At 72.7% G+C, this 20,397-nt stretch carries 17 protein-coding genes and 1 riboswitch; of the genes, 9 read left to right on the top strand and 8 right to left on the bottom strand.

Features of this window, described 5'->3' with window-relative positions:
* Positions 1-82 precede the first annotated feature (82 nt).
* Positions 83-1,006 (bottom strand): LLM class F420-dependent oxidoreductase, encoded by a 924-nt coding sequence (locus ACIPSE_RS20370; RefSeq protein ID WP_401664476.1) that lies wholly within the window; start codon positions 1,004-1,006, stop codon positions 83-85.
* A 238-nt stretch (positions 1,007-1,244) separates the two neighbouring features.
* On the opposite strand from ACIPSE_RS20370, the gene ACIPSE_RS20365 reads away from it, so the two are divergent.
* Positions 1,245-1,412, top strand: coding sequence for a hypothetical protein (locus ACIPSE_RS20365; RefSeq protein ID WP_401664475.1), 168 nt, complete (start codon positions 1,245-1,247; stop codon positions 1,410-1,412).
* A 50-nt stretch (positions 1,413-1,462) separates the two neighbouring features.
* Here ACIPSE_RS20365 and ACIPSE_RS20360 read toward each other — a convergent pair whose 3' ends face one another.
* The 4 genes from ACIPSE_RS20360 to ACIPSE_RS20345 form a co-directional block, all read right to left on the bottom strand.
* Entirely contained in the window at positions 1,463-1,936 is a 474-nt protein-coding gene (locus ACIPSE_RS20360) for a DUF6099 family protein (protein WP_401665021.1), read from the bottom strand.
* A 290-nt stretch (positions 1,937-2,226) separates the two neighbouring features.
* On the bottom strand, positions 2,227-2,553 hold the full coding sequence (locus ACIPSE_RS20355; protein WP_401664474.1) for a nucleotide pyrophosphohydrolase: 327 nt from the start codon (positions 2,551-2,553) through the stop codon (positions 2,227-2,229).
* Positions 2,550-3,638 (bottom strand): ATP-binding protein, encoded by a 1,089-nt coding sequence (locus ACIPSE_RS20350; protein WP_401665019.1) that lies wholly within the window; start codon positions 3,636-3,638, stop codon positions 2,550-2,552. Before ACIPSE_RS20350 ends, ACIPSE_RS20355 begins: the two co-directional genes overlap by 4 nt.
* A 1,091-nt stretch (positions 3,639-4,729) precedes the next feature.
* Positions 4,730-5,122 carry a cell division protein SepF gene (locus ACIPSE_RS20345; RefSeq protein ID WP_401664473.1) on the bottom strand — a complete coding sequence of 131 codons (393 nt, stop codon included), beginning with the start codon at positions 5,120-5,122 and terminating at the stop codon, positions 4,730-4,732.
* A 230-nt stretch (positions 5,123-5,352) separates the two neighbouring features.
* Between ACIPSE_RS20345 and ACIPSE_RS20340 the strand changes: the two genes are divergently transcribed.
* Positions 5,353-9,390, top strand: coding sequence for a molybdopterin-dependent oxidoreductase (locus ACIPSE_RS20340; RefSeq protein ID WP_401664472.1), 4,038 nt, complete (start codon positions 5,353-5,355; stop codon positions 9,388-9,390).
* Between the two features lie 74 nt (positions 9,391-9,464).
* Here ACIPSE_RS20340 and ACIPSE_RS20335 read toward each other — a convergent pair whose 3' ends face one another.
* Positions 9,465-9,977, bottom strand: coding sequence for a YceI family protein (locus ACIPSE_RS20335; protein ID WP_401664471.1), 513 nt, complete (start codon positions 9,975-9,977; stop codon positions 9,465-9,467).
* A gap of 93 nt (positions 9,978-10,070) precedes the next feature.
* Between ACIPSE_RS20335 and ACIPSE_RS20330 the strand changes: the two genes are divergently transcribed.
* Positions 10,071-10,556, top strand: a complete 486-nt coding sequence (locus ACIPSE_RS20330) for a MarR family winged helix-turn-helix transcriptional regulator (protein WP_401664470.1) — start codon at positions 10,071-10,073, stop codon at positions 10,554-10,556.
* Between the two features lie 7 nt (positions 10,557-10,563).
* Here the strand turns inward: ACIPSE_RS20330 and ACIPSE_RS20325 are convergent, their stop codons facing one another.
* Together ACIPSE_RS20325 and ACIPSE_RS20320 are read right to left on the bottom strand one after the other, a co-directional pair.
* Positions 10,564-11,166 carry a sigma-70 family RNA polymerase sigma factor gene (locus tag ACIPSE_RS20325; RefSeq protein WP_401664469.1) on the bottom strand — a complete coding sequence of 201 codons (603 nt, stop codon included), beginning with the start codon at positions 11,164-11,166 and terminating at the stop codon, positions 10,564-10,566.
* 101 nt (positions 11,167-11,267) lie between these two features.
* Positions 11,268-11,963, bottom strand: a complete 696-nt coding sequence (locus ACIPSE_RS20320) for a hypothetical protein (RefSeq protein ID WP_401664468.1) — start codon at positions 11,961-11,963, stop codon at positions 11,268-11,270.
* A gap of 138 nt (positions 11,964-12,101) precedes the next feature.
* Here ACIPSE_RS20320 and ACIPSE_RS20315 point away from each other — a divergent pair, with 138 nt between their 5' ends.
* From ACIPSE_RS20315 to ACIPSE_RS20290, 6 genes are all read left to right on the top strand, one after another.
* Positions 12,102-12,539 carry a Fur family transcriptional regulator gene (locus ACIPSE_RS20315; protein ID WP_401664467.1) on the top strand — a complete coding sequence of 146 codons (438 nt, stop codon included), beginning with the start codon at positions 12,102-12,104 and terminating at the stop codon, positions 12,537-12,539.
* Positions 12,540-12,649: 110 nt separating this feature from the next.
* Complete coding sequence (gene katG / locus ACIPSE_RS20310) at positions 12,650-14,839, top strand: catalase/peroxidase HPI (protein WP_401664466.1); 2,190 nt, start codon at positions 12,650-12,652, stop codon at positions 14,837-14,839.
* Positions 14,840-14,991: 152 nt separating this feature from the next.
* Positions 14,992-15,456, top strand: coding sequence for a MarR family winged helix-turn-helix transcriptional regulator (locus tag ACIPSE_RS20305; RefSeq protein WP_401664465.1), 465 nt, complete (start codon positions 14,992-14,994; stop codon positions 15,454-15,456).
* Positions 15,457-15,579: 123 nt separating this feature from the next.
* Positions 15,580-17,178 (top strand): MFS transporter, encoded by a 1,599-nt coding sequence (locus ACIPSE_RS20300; RefSeq protein WP_401664464.1) that lies wholly within the window; start codon positions 15,580-15,582, stop codon positions 17,176-17,178.
* 2 nt (positions 17,179-17,180) lie between these two features.
* Positions 17,181-17,407, top strand: a riboswitch (cobalamin riboswitch).
* 152 nt (positions 17,408-17,559) lie between these two features.
* Positions 17,560-19,890, top strand: a complete 2,331-nt coding sequence (metE, locus tag ACIPSE_RS20295) for a 5-methyltetrahydropteroyltriglutamate--homocysteine S-methyltransferase (protein WP_401665018.1) — start codon at positions 17,560-17,562, stop codon at positions 19,888-19,890.
* A gap of 190 nt (positions 19,891-20,080) precedes the next feature.
* The coding region (locus ACIPSE_RS20290) for a methylmalonyl-CoA mutase family protein (protein ID WP_401664463.1) at positions 20,081-20,397 on the top strand (317 nt) is incomplete at its 3' end.

Raw genomic sequence — 20,397 nt, 5'->3', positions numbered from 1 at the left:
CAAGGGGCCGGGTCCGGCGGGTGGGCGCGTGTGTGCCGCGTGGCCCGGGTCCGCCGGACGGCCGTATCGGTACGGCCTCAGCTCACGCGAGCTGCGACTGCACCTGGGAGGAGATCAGCTCCAGGTGGTCCAGGTCGTGGAGGTCGAGGACCTGGAGGTAGAAGCGGCTCGCGCCGACCTCGGCGTAGCGGCCGATCCGGTCGACGACCTCGGCCGGGGAGCCGGCGAGGCCGTTGGCCTTGAGCTCGGGGACCTCGCGGCCGATGGCGGCGGCGCGGCGGGCGACCTCCTCGTCGTCCTTGCCGACGCAGACGACGAGGGCGTTGGAGTAGACGAGGTCGCCGGCCTGGCGGCCCGCCTCCTCGGCGGCGGCGCGGACGCGGGTGAACTGGCGCTCGCTGTCCTCGACCGAGGCGAAGGGCATGTTGAACTCGTCCGCGTACCGGGCGGCCAGCCGCGGGGTGCGGGTCGGGCCGTGGCCGCCGACGAGGACCGGGATCCTCGGCTGGGCGGGCTTGGGCAGGGCGGGCGAGTCGGTGAGGTCGTAGTACGTGCCGTGGAAGTCGAAGGTCTCGCCGACCTTCGTCTCCCACAGGCCGGTGACGATCGCGAGCTGCTCCTCCAGGCGGTCGAACTTCTCCTTCGGGAAGGGGATGCCGTACGCCTTGTGCTCCTCCTCGAACCAGCCCGCGCCGAGGCCGAGTTCGACCCGGCCGCCGGACATCTGGTCCACCTGAGCGACCTGGATGGCGAGCACGCCGGGCAGCCGGAAGGTGCCGGCGGTCATCAGCGTGCCGAGCCGGATACGGCTGGTCTCGCGGGCGAGTCCGGCCAGGGTGACCCAGGCGTCGGTCGGACCGGGCAGGCCGTCGGCGGAGCCCATCTTGAGGTAGTGGTCGGAGCGGAAGAAGGCGTCGAAACCGAGGTCCTCGGTGGCCTTGGCGACGGCGAGAAGGGTGTCGTAGCTGGCGCCCTGCTGGGGCTCGGTGAAGATGCGAAGATCCATGACCCCATCCTGCACGCCGCCCCCGCGGTCAACCCCACTGGTCCCTCCGGCCCGGCCCGTCCCCGGTCGGGTGAAAATCCGTCAACGCGGCGCACGGGGGCTGCCCGGCCCAGTGACCCGGTGAAGCCGGTGATCGTTGCGCTGGCGGAGCCGGACCGACCGGCGCCCGCGCCGGCCGGTCAGCGCCGGGCGTCACCCGTGTCGGCCTCCCGCGGAGGCCTGGGCCGAGGAGGCCGTCATGTCCGAAGAATCCGTCCCGCGGCAGGGTTTGGGCGAACCCGGCAAGCCGAAGGGGCTGCTGCAGCAGATGGAGGAGCTGATGGCGGCCCTCAACGCGGATCTGTCCGCGCTGGACGCCGATCTGCAGTCGGCGGGACGAGGGGCGGAGGAGAGCGAGACCAAGTAGCGCCCCGGGACGGGACCCCGCGCAGGGGCGGTCGGCGAGCTGGACGGAGGTCAGCCCGCTTCCCGTTCCGGCAGGACCTCGTCGGTGTGGTCGGCGAGTCTGCGCAGCATCTCCAGGACGCGGTCACGGGATTCGTCCGCCGCGTCGATGGCCTCCATGCACTGCCAGTACGTGCCCTGGTCGTCCGCGGAGCAGGCGAGACCGACCAGGGCGATGCCCACCTCGCCGAGCAGACCGCCGAGGCAGAGCAGGGCCTGGCGGGCGTCGCCCAGTTCGGTGAGCTGGGCGGCGCGCAGTTCGGCGGTGTCCAGGTCGGGGCGGTCCAGGACACCGCAGCCCCGGCCCGCCAGCTCCGTCAGCCCCAGGGCCTCGCCGCGCAGCCGGGGCGGGCCGGACACCGCAAGTCTGCTGCCCATCGCCTGCGCCAGCGCCTGTGCCTGCCAGACCTCGGTGAGGATCTGGGCCGGCTCTCCGCTCGCCGCGAGGGCCCGTCTGCTCGTCACGATGAGCCGCATCGCGTCCATGGCTGTCCCCGTCCGCACCTGAACTCCGTTGTCCACTACCCAGAGTGAGTGCGTGCGGGACGAAAAGCTAGTGGAAGGCGGAAATCTGCGGACAACGAATCGAATTCAGGCGTGAATTTGACTGCGGAGAGTGAAAACGGACCGCGCGGCTCCCGGCACGCCGCCCGACGCCCCGCCCCGCCACGTCCGGATGGGTCACCCCATTACGTCCCGACGCCCGCCCCCGCCTCGTCCCGACGGCCCGCCACGACGTCTCGTCACGGCGCCGGGAAGCGCCGTTCGTTGTCTCGTCACGGCGCCGGGAAACGCCGTTCGTTGCGGTCGATCTTCGCGTCCAGCGCGGCGAGCGGGTCGATGCCGAGGACCTCACAGAACTGGAGCAGATAGGCGAGCACGTCGGCGACCTCGTCGCTGACCTTGTGCGCGGTGTCGGGGTCGTCCATGACCCGGGACGACTCCTCCGGGGTCAACCACTGGAAGATCTCGACCAGTTCGGAGGCCTCCACACTGAGCGCGGCGACGAGGTTCTTCGGGGTGTGGTACGGCTGCCAGTCGCGGGCGGCGGCGAACTCGGCCAGCCTGCGCTGGAGTTTCGCCACGTCGAGGGGTTCTGTCACGGGTTCAGGTGTACCACTGTGACCCCGGGTGTCCCGGCCGCCCAGGACGCGTCGGTCGCCGTGCCGAACAGCCGCACATGCCCCCGGTCGCACATCCGGACGGCGAGCCGCAGGAGTTCGGCGCGCTGGGACGGGTCGAGGCGCCGGTCGAGGCCGTCGGCGAGCACGGTGAGGGTCTGCATCGCGGCGGGCACCTCGCCGGCCGGGTCGACCTCCAGCACCCCGGGCCCGGTCAGCAGCACCAAAGCGAGCGCGAGATACCGCAACTCGCCGCCGCCGAGCCGCTCCAGGGCCGTACGGAAGCCGTCGCCGCGATCCAGGACGGCGCGGACGGTGCCGTCGTCCAGGGTCTCGGCGCACACGTCCGCCACCGGGCCCGCGCAGCCAGCGCGGACCGCGGCGACGAACTGCGCGTGGCGGCGCGCGCATTCGGAGCGGGTGCGCCACAGCACGTCGGCGAGGTTGTCGCAGCCGCCGAGGAGGTGTCCGGAGCCGGCGGGCACGGGGGCGCGCATCCGGTCGGGGCGCGGATCGCAGGCGTACACCGACCGCAGGGCGACGACCGTCTGCTCGGCGGCGGCCAGCACCCTGCGCTGCGCGTCGGTCTTGCCGGCGACCCGCAGCGGCAGCAGGGCGGTGCCGAGCAGGTCGTCGGGGAGCGGGCCGCGGGTCACCGGCGCGGACCCGGCCGTGTGCCAGGCCGCCTGGACGGACCGCCGGGAGGGATCGCGCAGCGCCGTCTCCAGCAGCACCTGCCCGCCGCTGCTCAGCCGCTCGCCCACGATCCGCAGCTCGGGCTCCGCCTGTACGGCGACGTCGAGCCGCACCGGGCCCTCGGGGCCGTCGGCCGTGCACCCGATCCTGAAACCGCGTCGCCGCTGGGCGTCGGGCCGCGCCCGTTCCGGTACCCAGAGCGCCGGGTCGGGGAACACCTCCCCCAGCTCGCTCCCCCCGGCGAGCCGCGCCAGCGCCTCGTACGCCCGCAGCGCGCTCGACTTCCCGCTCCCGCTCGCCCCGACGAGCAAGGTGACGGCCCCGAGCCCGAAGACCGCGCCCCGATGCGGCCCGAACGCGGAGAGCCTCAGCTCACCGAGATAGGGCCGACTGGGGTGGTGGCCCCGGGGCCGGGCCGCGCTCTCTCCCCGGACCCGAGGCCCGGCCGCCGGTACCGGACCACGGTCCGGCCCTGCCTCCGGTACCGGACCACGATCGGGGCGAGGTCCTGAGCCGCTGTGGGCACCGAGCCTCGCGCCGGGCCCGGAGCGGGGACCCTGATCGGGGACACGGCCGGAGCCGGGACCCGACGCGGGGACACGACCGGAGCCGGCACCCGGGTCGGAGACACGACCGGAGCCGACACCCGAACCGGAAACACGCCCGGAGCCTGGATCGGAACCCAGCCCGGAGCCAGCACCCGGGTCGGAGACACGGCCAGAGCCTGGATCAGAACCCAGCCCGGTACCGGCACCCGAACCGGAGACACAGCCGGACCCTGGATCAGAACCCAGCCCGGTACCGGCACCCGAACCCGCAGCCCCAGCCCCAACCCCAGCCCCAGCCCCAGCCCCAACCGCAGTCACCCCCGAGCCGGCACCGGCCTCGGAACCCGTGGCAGAAGCCGCGGCCGAACCCGCGCCGGCGTCACGCTTCGGCTCCGCCTCGGAAACCACGTCGGAGACCGCCTCGGAGACCGCCTCGGAGACCGCCTCGGAAGCCGCCTCGGGAGCCGCGCCGGAAGCCACGCCGGAACCGAGATCCGCACCCGCCCCGGCCCCGGAACGGGAGCCGACCGCGCGTCCGGGACGGGAGTACCGGTCCAGCCCGGTCCCCGCACCCGCCGAAACCTCCGCATTCGCACCCGCACCCGCCGGCCCACGCGTCTCCGCGCCGCCCCCCGGCCGTCCCTGGGCCGGCACCCGGTGATCGTTGAGGGCGCCGCCCGGAGCACACGGCTCCTCGGAGCCCGGTAAGCCCGGCGCGCCCTCGGGCGCCCCGGCGTCCGGGGCATCGGCCGGAGCCGCGGAAACAGAAGCCGTCGCCGAAGGCGGGAGCGGCGTGGAAGACGACATCGAAGACAGACCCATATCCGGACCGTAAGGCTCCGTCTTCAGCCGAACCGTTCCGGCTGAGACCGCTTCCTACGATCGAGCGACCGGGCGGCGGCGGTTCACGGGGTTCAGACGCCGGAGGCGCCCGCCGCCCCCTCCATCAGACCGCTGACCTCGGTGCCGGGCGGGGTGAGGAGGAAGACGTTGCGGTCGACGCGGTGCATTCCGCTCGCGAGACCGAAGACGACGCCGGTGCTGAAGTCGAGGACCCGCTTCGCGGTCTCGGTCTCGGCGCCCGTGAGGTCGAGCAGGACCGGTATCCCGGCCATCAGCGTCTCGGCGACCTCGCGCGCGTCACCGAAGACGTTGACGCGCAGGACCACGAATCGGCGCCGGGGCTCGGTCGCGGCCTCCGGCACGGCGCGATGGTCCACCGCCGAGGGCCAGGCGTCCCGGCCCCGCAACGGCACGACCTGGGCGAGCCCTTCCCACTGCTCGTCGGTGACGTCGTACCTGTTCACCGGATCCCCCCGAAATCGCTCGCTTTCAATGCCTGCACCGGCCAATTCTTACTCCAAGTCACCCGTCCGGCCCAACAGCGACACGGACCGCGACCGTCACACCCCCTCACATCGGGCCCTCGGCGGCTGTGTGGCCGACGTAACTCCCGATGATCAAGGCATGTGACATCGACGTAATGGGCGATTCGTACGCTCTCGGTCATGAGCCGGCCGCCTAGGAAGGGCAGCGTGTGACCCCCACCACTCCCCTGTCACAGGTCCGTTCGGTCTGCTCCTACTGCGGGGTGGGCTGCGGCATCGTGCTGGACGTCGCGACGGGGCCGGACGGGCGCCGTACCGTCCTGAAGGCGACCGGGGACAAGGCGCATCCGGCCAACGCGGGACGGCTGTGCACCAAGGGCGCCACCACCGCGGACATGCTCGCCGCGCCCGGTCGGCTGACCACCGCGCTGGTCCGGGACGACCGCGGCGCGGAACCCGTGCCCGCCCCGGTCGCGGCGGCGATCTCCGGGACCGCCCGGCGGCTGCGCGCGATCGTCGACGAGCACGGCCCCGACGCCGTCGCGCTCTACGTGTCGGGCCAGATGAGCCTGGAGGCCCAGTACCTGGCCAACAAGCTCGCCAAGGGCTTCATCGGGACGAACCAGATCGAGTCCAACTCCCGGCTCTGCATGGCCTCCGCCGGGGCCGGCTACAAGCTGTCGCTGGGCGCCGACGGGCCGCCCGGGTCCTACGGCGACCTCGACCGGGCCGATGTGTTCCTGGTCATCGGGTCGAACATGGCCGACTGCCACCCCATCCTGTTCCTGCGGATGATGGAGCGGGTCAAGGCGGGCGCGAAGCTGATCGTCGTCGATCCGCGGCGCACCGCCACCGCCGCCAAGGCCGATCTGTTCCTCCAGATCGCGCCGGGCACCGACCTCGCCCTCCTCAACGGGCTCCTGCATCTGCTGCACGCCGACGGGCACACCGACCCGGACTTCGTCGCGGCGCACACCGAGGGCTGGGAGGGGATGCCGGAGTTCCTCGCCGACTACCCGCCCGCCGCCGTCGCGGAGATCACCGGCCTGGCCGAGGACGACCTGCGCACGGCCGCCCGGCTGATCGGCACCGCCGGGGAGTGGGTGAGCTGCTGGACGATGGGGCTCAACCAGTCCACGCACGGCACCTGGAACACCAACGCCCTGGTCAACCTGCATCTCGCGACCGGCGCCATCTGCCGCCCCGGCTCCGGGCCGTTCTCCCTCACCGGGCAGCCGAACGCCATGGGCGGGCGCGAGATGGGGTACATGGGGCCGGGCCTGCCCGGCCAGCGGTCCGTCCTCGTCGACGAGGAGCGGGCCTTCACCGAGGAGCTGTGGGAGCTGCCGCCCGGCACCCTGCGCAAGGACGGCGTCGGCAAGGGCACCGTCGACATGTTCCGGCGGATGGCCGACGGGGAGATCAAGGCCTGCTGGATCATCTGCACCAACCCGGTCGCCTCGGTCGCGGGCCGCCGCACGGTCATCGAGGGCCTGGAGGCCGCCGAGTTCGTCGTCGCGCAGGACGTCTTCGCCGACACCGAGACCAACGCGTACGCCGATGTCGTGCTGCCCGGCGCGCTGTGGACCGAGGGCGACGGCGTCTTCGTCAACAGCGAGCGCACCCTGACCCTGACCCCGCAGGTCGCCGACCCGCCCGGGGAGGCCATGGCGGACTGGCGGATCATCGCCGCCGTCGCCCGCGAGATGGGGTACGGGAAGGGGTTCTCGTACGACAGCGCGGAGCAGGTCTTCGAGGAGATCCGGCGGGCCTGGAACCCCGTCACCGGCTGGGACCTGCGCGGGGTGAGCCATGAGCGGCTGCGGTCCACGCCCGTGCAGTGGCCGTCCGCCGCCGAGGACGGGCCGGCACGCAACCCGATCCGGTACGTCGACGGGGCCGGGGTCCTGAGGTTCCCGACGCCGAGCGGGCGGGCGGTCTTCCACGCGCGCCCGCACATGCCGGCCGCCGAGATGCCCGACGACGACTTCCCCTTCGTGCTGAACACCGGGCGGGTGCAGCACCAGTGGCACACGCTGACCAAGACCGGGAAGGTCGCCAAGCTCAACAAGCTGAACCCGGGGCCGTTCGTGGAGCTGCACCCCGAGGACGCGCGGGCGCTGGGGATCGGCGACGGGGACGGGGTCGAGGTCGCCTCGCGGCGCGGCCGGGCCGTGCTGCCCGCGGTCGTGACCGACCGGGTCAGGGCCGGGTGCGTGTTCGCGCCGTTCCACTGGAACGACCTGTTCGGGGAGTACCTGAGCGTCAACGCCGTGACCAGCGACGCCGTCGACCCGATCTCCTTCCAGCCGGAGTTCAAGGTGTGCGCGGTGGCGCTGACCAAGGTCCACGGGCCGGTGGCCGAGGTCCGTGAGGCCGTTCCGGTCCCCGCTGAAGTGATCGTCCCCACGTCCGTGACGCCGGGCTCCGACCCCTTCGGGCTGGCGCCCGCGCCGCCGCCGGTGCTGAGCGCCCGGGAGCGGCTGTATCTGACCGGTTTCCTCGCGGGCATCGACTCCGGTGCGCCGGGCGTGCCGGTGCTGCCGCCGGACGCGCCGTTCAGCGCCGACCACGCCATGTGGGTGAACGGCGTCCTCGCCGGGATGTACTCGCGCTCGGCGCCGGTCACGGCCGCGCGGGCGGGCCGCGAGGTCGTGGTGCTGTGGGCCTCGCAGACCGGGAACGCGGAGGAGTTCGCGGGCGCGGTCGCCGCGCGGATCTCGGCGAGCGGGCATCGCGCGTCCCTGCTCGGGATGGACGGCACCGACCCGGGCGCCCTGCCGGACGGCGCCGATCTGCTTCTGGTCACCAGCACGTTCGGGGACGGTGACGCGCCCGACAACGGCTCCGGCTTCTGGGATCTGCTCACCGCCGAGCAGGCGCCCCGGCTGGACGGGGTCCGCTACTCCGTGCTGGCCTTCGGCGACTCCTCCTACGACGACTTCTGCGGGCACGGGCGCCGGCTGGACGCCCGGCTGGACGAGCTGGGCGCGGTCCGGCTCGCCCCGCGCACGGACTGCGAGCCGGACTACGGTTCCTCGGCGGACGCCTGGCTGGACCAGGTGCTCGGCGCCCTCGGCACGGAGCAGGCCACCGAACCCGCGCCCGAGATACCCGCCCCCCGCGTCGCCCGGCCCGCCCCGGCCACCGCCCGGCTCGTCGGCAACCGGCTGCTGAGCCTGCCCGGCGCGGGCAAGGAGGTCCGCCGGTTCACCTTCGACACGAGCGGCACGCCCCTGGCGTACGAGGCCGGGGACGCGCTCGGCGTACGGCCGGTCAACTCGCCCTCGCTGGTGGCGGAGTGGCTCTCCGCGACCGGCGTCGACGGCTCGGCGGGCGTCCCGCTGGACGGCGTCGGCGAGGTGCCCTTCGCGGAGGCGCTGCGCCGGCATCTCGACATCACGCGCATCACCCCGGACTTCCTCCGGTTCGTCGCCGAACACACCCGCGACGACCGGGAGTTGCGCAGGCTGCTGCGGCCCGACAACAAGGACGGTCTGGCGCAGTGGAGTTGGGGGCGCCAGGCGGTCGACGTGCTCGCCGAGCATCCGGTACGGGCGGGCGCGGCGGACTGGGCGGGCGTGCTCAGGAAGCTCCAGCCGCGCCTGTACTCCATCTCGTCGAGCCCGCTCGTCGACCCGCGCCTGGTGTCGCTGACGGTGTCGGTCGTGCGGTACGAGAACCTGCGCGGCGTGCCGCGCGGCGGGGTCTGCTCGCCGTTCCTCGCGGACGCCGAGGCGGACACGGAGGTGCCGGTCTTCGTGCAGCCGTCCCCGCACTTCCGGCCGCCCGCCGACCCCTCGACGCCGATGGTGATGGTCGGTCCCGGCACGGGCGTCGCGCCCTTCGTCGGGTTCCTCCAGGAGCGACGCGCGCTCGGGCACCGGGCACCGAACTGGCTGTTCTTCGGCGAGCAGCACCGGGCCAGCGACTTCTACTACGAGCGGGAACTGACGGAACTCCTCGACGAGGGCGCCCTGGCCCGGCTGGACACCGCGTTCTCGCGCGACCAGCGGCGGAAGGTCTACGTCCAGGACCGGATGCGCGAGCACGGCCCGGAGCTGTGGCGCTGGCTCCAGGACGGCGCCCACTTCTATGTGTGCGGGGACGCCTCCCGGATGGCCAAGGACGTGGACCGGGCCCTGCGGGACATCGCGGTCGCGCACGGAGGTCTGGGCGAGGACGAGGCGACGGCGTACGTGAAGCAGCTGGCGGCGGCGAAGAGGTACGTCAGGGACGTGTACTAGCCGCTCCGGACCCGGCGGACTCCCCCACCCGGTGGCACCGCGTCCTGCCCCTGCTCGCCGCACACGACGGCACGCTACGAACTCCGGGTGAAGCGGAGGGTGGCGGTGACGGTGGCCGGGCCGCGGAGCATGCCGAGCTGGTTCCAGGTGATGCCGAACTGCTCGCGGTCCACGGAGAACTCGGTGTCCAGGGTGAGCGCGTCGGCGTCCGCCCCGGTCAGCCTCGCGGTCAGGGACAGGGGCCGGCTGATGCCGCGCACGGTGAGCTGACCGATCACCTGCACGGTGTCGCCGTCGCGGAGTTCGGCGCTGCGCACGGCGAGGGTGATGTCGGGGTGCTGGTCGGCGTCGAAGAAGTCGGCGGACCTCAGGTGGGTGTCGCGCTTGGCGTTGCCGGTGTCCAGGGACGTGGCGTCCAGGGTCACGGTGCCCACGGCGGACCCGTCGGCACGCACCTCGCCCCGCCCGGAGACGGAGCCGAAGGCGCCCTTGACGGTGACCAGGCCCCAGATGGTCCGGTGGGCGATCGCCACGGTGGTGGCGGTGGTGTCCAGCTGCCAGGTTCCGGTTTCGACGGCGACGGTCATGACGACTCAGCTCCTATAGTCCAAATTTGGATGACTGCGGTGCGCCCACGCTAGCCGATACTCCAAATTTGAACAACAGGTAGACTCAAGACCATGGCCGACCACTCCGACTGTCCGAACGCCGCAGGTGGCGGGCTGCTCCCCGCCGAGCTGCACGCCTGGATGCTGATGCTGGCCGCGACGGGCGCCGTGGAGCAGGAGCTGCGCGGGGTGGTCAAGGAGGGGCTCGGCGTCTCGCACGACGAGTTCCTGATCCTGTGCCTGCTCGCCGGGAAGCCCGGGGAGAGCGTGCGCATGACCCGGATCTCCGAGCTGCTCGGCCGCCCGAAGACCCGGCTCACGTATCAGATCGCCTGCCTCCAGCACGCGGGGCTCGTGACCCGGGCCTCGGTCTGCGGCGACAAGCGCGGCGTCGAGGTGGCCCTCACGGAGAAGGCCCGAGGTCTGCTGCGGGAGACCTCGGACCTGATCGCCGTGACGGTGAAGGAGTCGCTGGGCCGGTTCATGGGGCCGGAGCAGTGCGCGGCGATGCGGGCCCTGATGCCGGACCCGGCGGAACCGGCCGAGCGGGCGGAATGACCCGCGCTCAGACCGCCGCCCACTGCGCGGCGAGCGTCTCCCGCGCCCGCGCCACCCTCGAACGCACCGTCCCCACGGGGCAGTCGCTCAGCGCGGCGGCCTCCGCGTAGGGCACCCCGAGCAGCTGGGTCAGCACGAACACCTCCCTGCGTTCGGCGGGCAGCGCCGCCAGCAGGTCGAGCAGGGCGACGCCGTCGTCGAAGCCGGGCAGGCCGCGCGGCTGGGCCAGCTCCGCGGCCGGCTCCCAGTCCGGCAGGTCGGAGAGTCGCGGCCTGGCGGCGGCGCACCGGTAGCCGTCGATCACGGCACGCCGGGCGATGGCCAGCAGCCAGGCCCTGGCCGAGGAACGCCCCTCGAACCGGTGCAGGCTGCCGAGCGCCCGCAGGAACGTGTCCTGCGCCAGGTCGTCGACCGCCTGGGGGTCGGCGCACAGATGGGCGACGTACCGCAGCACGTCGCGGTGCAGGGCGCGGACGAAGTGCTCGACGGCGACCGCGTCACCGGCACCGGCGGCCAGCGCCCACGCGGTCGCGGCCCGGTCGGTCGCGGTCCGGTCGGTCACGGCCCGGTCGGTCTCGTCCCGTGGCGCGGGCAGGGTGGAAGGGATCACCTGATGTCCTTCTCGGGGTACGGGGAAGGGCCGTACGGCGCCGGAGCGGGCGTACGGCGAGAGCCCGAGGGGCACAGGGGCGGCCTCGGGGGTTCCGGCTGTCAGGCGACAGCGGTCCCCACGGGCGGACCCCGGCCGGTGATCGCGTGGACGAGGAGGAGAAGCCGCGGCGCCCGCTCCGAGCGGCGCCGGGGACGGCGTACCGGCGGGCGGTGCGCGGACGGCGGCACGGCGAGCGGCAGCCGCAGCGGAGCCGCGAGCCAGCCCGCGACGGCCCGCAGCAGCCGGAACGCGGCCCGCTCACCATGGGCCAGCCACACACCGCACAGCAGCGCGGCGAGCAGATGGGCTGCGAGCATGCCGAGGGAGCCGGAGCCTGTGTGCCCGGCGCCCATGTGCGCCGCGTCCATGCCCATGTCCATGTCCATGGAACTCATGGGCCCCATGGAGTGCACGGAATGCATGGACGCCATGGAATGCATGGGGGCGGGGTCCAGGTGCCCGGAGGTCATGCCCGCGCCCGCGCCCGTGTGCGCGTCCGCGCCGCCCTGCGCCAGCGAGAACCCCTGGTGGAGTGCCGTCTGCGCGGTGACGGCGATCGCCACGACCGCCAGCGGCCCGCGCTCGCGTCCCGCGAGGGCCCAGCCCGCGGCGCCGGTCAGGAGCGCGCCGAGGAGCAGCGCCCGCAGGGGCACGTGCCGGCCGGACATCAGGACGTGGCCCAGGGCGGCGAGCAGCACGCAGACGGCCGCGAACACCGCGGACCGCACCGTGCGAGAACACCACCCTGCCGTCATGGCGTCACATCCTCGCATTCGGCTCCCGTTCTCCCCAGGGAGGTACGCAAGGACGCGCACCCCTCCGGCGACGACACTCCAGACTTGGATGACTCCTTTTCTTGAACTATTCGTGTTTAGCGCGGTAGGTTGTTCCGCATGACAGCGCCCCAGAGCCCGACCCCCGCCGATGAGCTGCGTGGTGCCGGTCTGCGGGTGACGGCCGCCCGTGTCGCCCTCCTGGAGACCGTCCGCGCCGGGGACCACCTCGGCGTCGAGGCGATCGCCGACGGCGTGCGCGACCGTGTCGGCCACATATCGCTCCAGGCCGTGTACGACGCCCTCCACGCGCTGACCACGGCCGGACTGGTCCGCCGCCTCGAGCCGCCGGGCAGCCCCGCCCGGTTCGAGGGCCGGGTCGGCGACAACCACCACCACCTCGTGTGCCGTTCGTGCGGCGTCGTCGTCGACGTCGACTGCGCGGTGGGCCACGCCCCTTGTCTGACCGCCTCGGACGACGCCGGCTTCACGGTCGACGAGGCCGAGGTCATCTACTGGGGCCTGTGCCCCGGCTGCATGGCCGCCGGCGGTTCCTGAGGCAGTTCCCCGCACGTTGTACCAGCAGTTCCAGGTATCAGCAGTTCCAGAAGCAGTTCCCCCAACCGTTTCTGAGCACCACAGATCCGCCCCGTCCGGAAGGATTTCCCATGACCGAGAACAGTGCCGCCGAGGGCAAGTGCCCCGTAGCCCACGACGGCCGCGCCCTGCATCCCACCCAGGGCGGCGGCAACCGCCAGTGGTGGCCGGAGCGGCTCAACCTGAAGATCCTCGCCACGAACCCGCCGGTCACCAACCCGCTGGGTGAGGAGTTCGACTACGCCGAGGCGTTCCAGAACCTGGACCTCGCGGCCGTCAAACAGGACATCGCCGCGGTCCTCACGGACTCGCAGGACTGGTGGCCGGCCGACTTCGGCAACTACGGCCCGCTGATGATCCGTATGGCCTGGCACTCCGCCGGCACCTACCGCATCTCCGACGGCCGCGGTGGCGCGGGCGCCGGTCAGCAGCGCTTCGCCCCGCTCAACAGCTGGCCGGACAACGGCAACCTGGACAAGGCCCGCCGTCTGCTGTGGCCCGTGAAGAAGAAGTACGGCCAGTCCATCTCCTGGGCCGACCTCATGATCCTCACCGGCAACGTCGCCCTGGAGCAGATGGGCTTCGAGACCTTCGGCTTCGCCGGCGGCCGTGCCGACGTCTGGGAGGCCGACGAGGACGTCTACTGGGGTCCCGAGACCGTCTGGCTCGACGACCAGCGCTACTCCGGCGACCGTGAGCTGGAGAACCCGCTCGGCGCCGTCCAGATGGGCCTCATCTACGTCAACCCCGAGGGCCCCAACGGCAACCCGGACCCGATCGCCGCCGCCCGTGACATCCGCGAGACGTTCCGCCGCATGGCGATGAACGACGAGGAGACCGTCGCCCTGATTGCCGGAGGCCACACGTTCGGCAAGACCCACGGCGCCGGTCCCGCGGACAACGTCGGCGCCGACCCCGAGGGCGCGTCGATCGAGCAGCAGGGCCTGGGCTGGAAGAGCACCTACGGCACCGGCGTCGGCAAGGACGCGATCACGTCCGGCCTGGAGGTCATCTGGACCTCGACGCCGACCCAGTGGAGCAACGGCTTCTTCGCCAACCTCTTCGAGTACGACTACGAGCTCCACCAGAGCCCGGCCGGCGCCAACCAGTGGATCGCCAAGGAGGCCCCGGAGAACGTCCCGGACGCCTTCGACCCGGAGAAGAAGCACCGCCCGCGGATGCTCACCACGGACCTCTCGCTGAAGGTCGACCCGATCTACGAGCCGATCTCGCGCCGCTTCTACGAGAACCCGGACCAGTTCGCGGACGCGTTCGCCCGCGCCTGGTACAAGCTGACCCACCGTGACATGGGCCCGAAGTCGCTGTACCTCGGCCCCGAGGTCCCGGCGGAGACGCTGATCTGGCAGGACCCGCTGCCCGCCGCCGAGGGCGAGGCCATCGACGCCGCCGACGTCACGGCGCTCAAGGCGAAGATCCTCGACTCCGGTCTGACCGTCTCCCAGCTCGTCGGTGCCGCCTGGGCCTCCGCGTCCACCTTCCGCGGCAGCGACAAGCGCGGCGGCGCCAACGGTGCCCGGATCCGCCTCCAGCCGCAGGCCGGCTGGGACGTCAACAACCCGGACGACCTCGCCCAGGTGCTGCGCGTCCTGGAGGGTGTCCAGGCCGAGTTCAACACCGGCGCCAAGAAGGTCTCCCTGGCCGACCTGATCGTCCTCGGTGGTTCCGCCGCCGTGGAGCAGGCCGCCAAGGACGCCGGCTTCGCCGTCGAGGTGCCGTTCGCCGCGGGCCGTGTCGACGCGACCGAGGAGCACACCGACGCCGAGTCGTTCGCGGCCCTGGAGCCGACGTCCGACGGGTTCCGGAACTACGTCGGCAAGGGCAACCGCCTGCCGGCCGAATACCTGCTCATCGACCGCGCCAACCTGCTCACGCTGAGCGCCCCCGAGACGACCGTCCTGGTCGGCGGTCTGCGTGTCCTGGGCGCCAACCACGGCGGCTCCAAGCACGGCGTGTTCACCGAGACCCCCGGCAAGCTGACGAACGACTTCTTCGTCAACCTGCTCGACCTCGGTACGACCTGGTCGTCCACCGGCGAGGACCAGGCCGCCTTCGAGGGCCGCGACGCCTCCGGTCAGGTCAAGTGGACCGGCACCCGCGCCGACCTGGTCTTCGGCTCCAACTCCGAGCTGCGCGCCCTCGCCGAGGTGTACGCGAGCGACGACGCGAAGGAGAAGTTCGTCAAGGACTTCGTCGACGCGTGGGTCAAGGTCATGAACCTGGACCGGTTCGACCTGGTCTGATCCGTCGATCAGCGCGATGAGGTGAGGTGAAGTGGGGCGGCCCGTGCGGGCCGCCCCACTTTCCGTGTCCGGACGCGCCTTTCCGTGTCCGGACACGCCTTTCCGCGATAGCTCTTTTGACATAGCTATCCGTTCATACTTATTCTCGTGCCATGCCCCGCGACGCCCAGGACCTCGACCGTGTGGCCGCCGGCCTCGCGGCGGTCCTGCCCGCGTTGTCCCGGGCCATCGAGCGCCAGGTCGACCGGCAGCTGACCCATCCCAAGCCCTCCGAGGCCCAGATCGCGCTGCTGCGGTACGTCCACACCCATGACGGCGCCACCGTCCGCGAGGCCGCGGACGCCCTGCTGATGAAACCGAACAACGTCAGCGCGCTGGTGACCCAGATGACCGAGAACGGCATGCTGGAGCGCCGCCAGGACCCGGCCGACCGGCGGGTGGCCCATCTGCACCTCACCCCGGTCTCCCGAAAACGGCACACCGAGGTCGAGCGGCTGATGGGGACGCATGTCACGCGGGCCCTGGGCGCGCTGACCGACGGCGAACTCGACGCCCTCGGCTCGGCGCTCGGCGCCCTGGAGTCCCTCAGCGGACAGCTCCACTCCGACGCCCGCTGACCACCCCGTACCCCGTACCTCAGCATTCCCGTACGCGCGGACGCCGTCGTTCCCGTACTCCCCCGTCTGTTCACGGACGCGCGCAGTCGCGTCCGCACGCCTTCACGAAGGACTGGCATCGGCATGCCCTCCGCCACCGCGACCGTCGTCGCTCCCCCGTCCGCCCCGTCCGGCGTCCGCGCCAACCCCTGGCTGACCCTCATAGCCGTCGCGTTCGGCCTCTTCATGGTCGGTCTCGACGGGTCGGTCGTCTCGATCGCCAACCCGGAGATCGGCCGGGACCTGAACGCCTCCACGGCCGACCTCCAGTGGGTCACCAACTCCTACCTCCTCGCGCTCGCCGGCGCGCTGATCCTCGGCGGCAAGCTCGGCGACCGCTTCGGGCGCCGCACGTTCTACCTGATCGGCGTCGCGGGCTTCACCCTCTCCTCCGTGGCGATCGGACTGTCCGGTTCGATCACCGGTGTCATCGCCTTCCGCGCCCTCCAGGGCTTCTTCGGCGCCCTGCTGATGCCGAACACCCTCGGCATGCTCCGGGCGGTGTTCCCGCCGCGGAAGTTCGGCATGGCGGTCGGCATCTGGGCGATGGTCTCCTCGGTCTCCACCGCGCTCGGCCCGATCGTCGGCGGACTGCTCGTGCAGCACGTGAACTGGGAGTCGGTCTTCTACATCAACGCCCCGATCGGTGTCGCCGCTCTCGTGTTCAGCGCGCTCGTGCTGCCGCAGAGCAAGAACGCCGCCGCCGCGGACGAGAAGTTCGACATCGCCGGGGTGGTCCTGCTCGCGCTCGGTCTGCTCGCGCTCGTCTTCGGCGTCGTCAAGGGCGAGACCTGGGGCTGGACCTCGGGCGGCACGCTCGGCTCGATCGGGGCGGGCCTGGCCCTGGTGCTGGTCTTCGGCTGGTACGAGACCCGGGTGGCGTCCCCGCTCCTGCCGATGCGGCTGTTCCGCAACCCGGCGCTCACCATCGGCACCGTCATCACCGCGCTGAACTTCTTCGTCCTGCTCGGCGTGATCTTCTTCGTCATGCTCTACCTCCAGAACGTGCGCGGCTTCAGCCCCGTGGAGGCCGGGGTGCGGACCCTGCCGCTGAGCCTCGCCTCGGTCGTCGCCTCCCCGCTGGGCGCGGCGCTCACCGACCGGTTCGGGCCCCGGCTGACGATGCCGCTCGGCATGGTGCTCCAGGGCGCCGCCTGCTTCACGATGCTGAGCTGGAGCGCCGACTCGTCGTACGCCACGATGTGGCCGCCGTTCATCGCGCTCGGGCTCGGTGTCGGCATGGTGATGTCGTCGTCCTCGGACGCGATCGTCGGCAACGCCCCGGTGAAGGACGGCGGTGTGGCGGGCGGCCTCCAGGCGACGGCCCTCCAGATCGGCGGCGCGCTCGGCACCTCGGTGCTGGTCTCCCTGATCAGCGGTCGCGTCGGGTCCACCCTGAGCGGCGAACTCACCTCCGCCGGGGTCCCGTCGGCCGCCGCCGAGGGGCTCGCCGAGGCGAAGGACGCCGTGGCGATGGGCGTGGCGCCGGTGTCGGACGAGATGCCCGAGCAGCTCAGGTCCGCGGTCGTCGAGGGCAGTCACCAGGCGTTCATGAACGGCGTCCACACGTCCGTCCTGGTCGCGGGTGTGCTGTGCGTGCTGGGCGCGTTGACGGCGGTCGTCGGCGTACGCCGCACCACGGCTCCCGGGGAGAAGGTGGCTGCGGTGGCGGTCGCGCACTGACTAAGGTGGCCCGTGCAGCTGGTTCGCCCCGTCCGCCAGGCGGGGCGTCGTAAGAGGGAACCCGGTGAGATTCCGGGACTGCCCCGCAGCGGTGAGTGGGAACGAGCGCCGTCATACGCACTGGGTCCGGACAACGGGCCTGGGAAGCGACGGCCAGTAGGTGTCCTCGGTGAGATGCGCGAGGACGTGCCCGCGAGTCCGAAGACCTGCCGGCTGCCCGGGCGCGAAGCACTCGCGCGCGGTGTCCCGGTGACCTCGTGGGCGGGTCGGCGTGCGGAACCCGGTGGCTTCGGCCGCCGGGCACTCACCCCTTCGCGTCCTCGTCCCGTCGCCGGGATCTCAGGGAATCGTCTCGCGAAGGAGATCTCCGTGACCAGCAGCATGACCGGCACCGCGACGAGCGGGCGGACGACCGTACGGGCCACCGTGTACGGCCACCCCCGGCAGGGCCCCGGCCGGGAGCTGAAGCGGGCCGTCGAAGGCTATTGGAAGGGCCGCGTCGGCGCCGCCGAACTCCGTGCGACCGCGGCCGAGTTGCGCGCCGCGAACTGGCGGCGGCTCACCGGGGCGGGCATCGACGAGGTGCCGACCGGCGACTTCTCGCTCTACGACCACGTCCTGGACACCACCGTCATGGTCGGTGCGGTCCCGGAGCGGCACCGGGCGGCCGTCGAAGCCGACGCGCTGGACGGGTACTTCGCCATGGCGCGCGGCACGCAGGACGTCGCTCCGCTGGAGATGACGAAGTGGTTCGACACCAACTACCACTATCTGGTGCCCGAGTTGGGCCCGGACACCGTCTTCGCCGCCGAACCGGCGCAGCAGGTTGCGGAGTTGCGGGAGGCCCTCGCCCTCGGTCTCACCGCCCGGCCGGTCCTGGTGGGGCCGGTGACCTATCTGCTGCTCGCCAAGCCCGCGCCCGGCGCCCCCGCGGACTTCGAGCCGCTGACCCTGCTGGACCGGCTGCTGCCGGTGTACGCCGAGGTCCTCGCCGACCTGCGCGCGGCGGGCGCCGAGTGGGTGCAGCTCGACGAGCCCGCCCTGGTGCAGGACCGCACCCCGGCGGAGCTGAACGCGGCGGCCCGCGCCTACCGGGACCTGGGCGGCATCCCGGCGGGCGACCGGCCCAAGCTGCTGGTCGCCTCCTACTTCGACCGGCTCGGCGAGGCCCTGCCGGTGCTGGCCCAGGCACCCGTGGAGGGACTCGCCCTGGACCTGACGGGGTCCGGCGCCGCCAACCTGGACGACCTGGCGGCGGTCGGCGGACTGCCCGGCAAGCGGCTGGTGGCCGGGGTCGTCGACGGCCGCAACGTCTGGGTGAACGACCTGGCGAAGTCCCTCTCCGTGCTCGGCACCCTGCTGGGGCTCGCCGACCGGGTGGACGTGGCCGCGTCCTGCTCGCTGCTGCACGTTCCCCTGGACACGGCGGCCGAGAAGGACATCGACCCGCAGATCCTGCGCTGGCTCGCCTTCGCCCGGCAGAAGACCGCCGAGATCGTCACCCTCGCCCGGGGCCTGAGCCGCGGGACCGCCGCCATCACCGCCGAACTGGCCGCGAACCGCGCCGTGCTGGCCTCCCGCGCCGCCTCCCCGCTCACCCACGACCCGGCGGTCAGGTCCCGTGCCTCCGCCGTGACCGGGGACGACACCCGCCGCGCGCAGCCGTACGCCGAGCGGGCCGCCGCCCAGCGGGAGCGGCTCGGGCTGCCGCCGCTGCCCGTCACGACCATCGGCTCGTTCCCGCAGACCGCCGAACTGCGCACCGCCCGAGCCGACTTGAGGGCGGGCCGGATCGACACCGCCGCCTACGAGGAGCGCATCAGGGCGGAGATCGGCGAGGTGATCGCCTTCCAGGAGAAGGCCGGCGTGGACGTCCTCGTGCACGGCGAACCCGAACGCAACGACATGGTCCAGTACTTCGCCGAGCAGCTGACCGGCTACCTCGCCACCCGCCACGGCTGGGTCCAGTCCTACGGCACCCGGTACGTCCGCCCGCCGGTCCTCGCCGGTGACATCTCCCGCCCCGGACCGATGACGGTGCGCTGGACGTCGTACGCCCGGTCGCTGACCTCACGGCCGGTCAAGGGCATGCTGACCGGGCCGGTCACCATGCTCGCCTGGTCCTTCGTCCGGGACGACCAGCCGCTCGCCGAGACGGCCCGGCAGGTCGCGCTCGCGCTGCGGGACGAGGTCGCCGACCTGGAGGCGGCGGGGACCTCCGTGATCCAGGTCGACGAGCCCGCGCTGCGGGAGACGCTGCCGCCGCGCGCCGCCGACCACGCCGCCTACCTCGCGTGGGCGACGGAGGCGTTCCGGCTGACGACCGCCGGGGTGCGGCCGGACACCCAGATCCACACCCACATGTGCTACGCCGAGTTCGGTGACGTCGTCGGGGCCATCGACGACCTCGACGCCGACGTGATCAGCCTGGAGGCCGCCCGCTCCCATATGCAGGTGGCCCGGGAGCTGGCCGCGCACGGCTATCCGCGGGAGGCGGGACCCGGCGTGTACGACATCCACTCGCCGCGCGTGCCGAGCGCCGGGGAGGCGGCGGAGCTGCTGCGGACCGGGCTGGCGGCGATCCCCGCCGAGCGGCTGTGGGTCAACCCCGACTGCGGGCTGAAGACCCGGGGCTGGCCGGAGACCCGGGCCTCGCTGGAGAACCTGGTCGCCGCCGCGCGCACGGTGAGGGGTGAACTCACGGCCCGTTGACACGGCGGGAGCCGCCGGGACACCCTCCCCGCCGGGGCCCTCGACGCCTCGGCGGGGTGCCGGCGGGCCCTCGCCGGGGCTCCTCGCGGGGCCCCGGCGGGGGCAGCGACCCACGTCACACACGACGCGAGAACAAGCTCACAACCGCTGCCTCTAATGCTCCTCTGCCGCCGTGTCCTAGCATCCGAGCATGACGGTCCTGCCTGACGACGGGCTTTCGCTGGCCGCCGAGTTCCCTGACGCGACGCTTGAGCAGTGGCAGCAGCTGGTGGCTGGTGTGCTGCGGAAGTCCGGCAAGGAGGTCTCGGGGGCCGAGGCGGAAGACGCCCTGTCCACCGCGCTGGAGGACGGGCTGCGCACCCGGCCTCTGTACACCGCGGACGATGCCGCGCCCGAGCCCGGTCTGCCTGGTTTCGCCCCGTTCGTGCGGGGTGGCAGGGCGGAGGGGAGCACGGTCGGCGGCTGGGACGTGCGCCAGCGGCACCAGGTGGCGGACCGGGACGCGGT

This window comes from Streptomyces sp. NPDC090106, from assembly GCF_044747265.1.
Lineage (GTDB): Bacteria > Actinomycetota > Actinomycetes > Streptomycetales > Streptomycetaceae > Streptomyces.
This window is presented reverse-complemented; position numbering and strand designations above follow the sequence as displayed.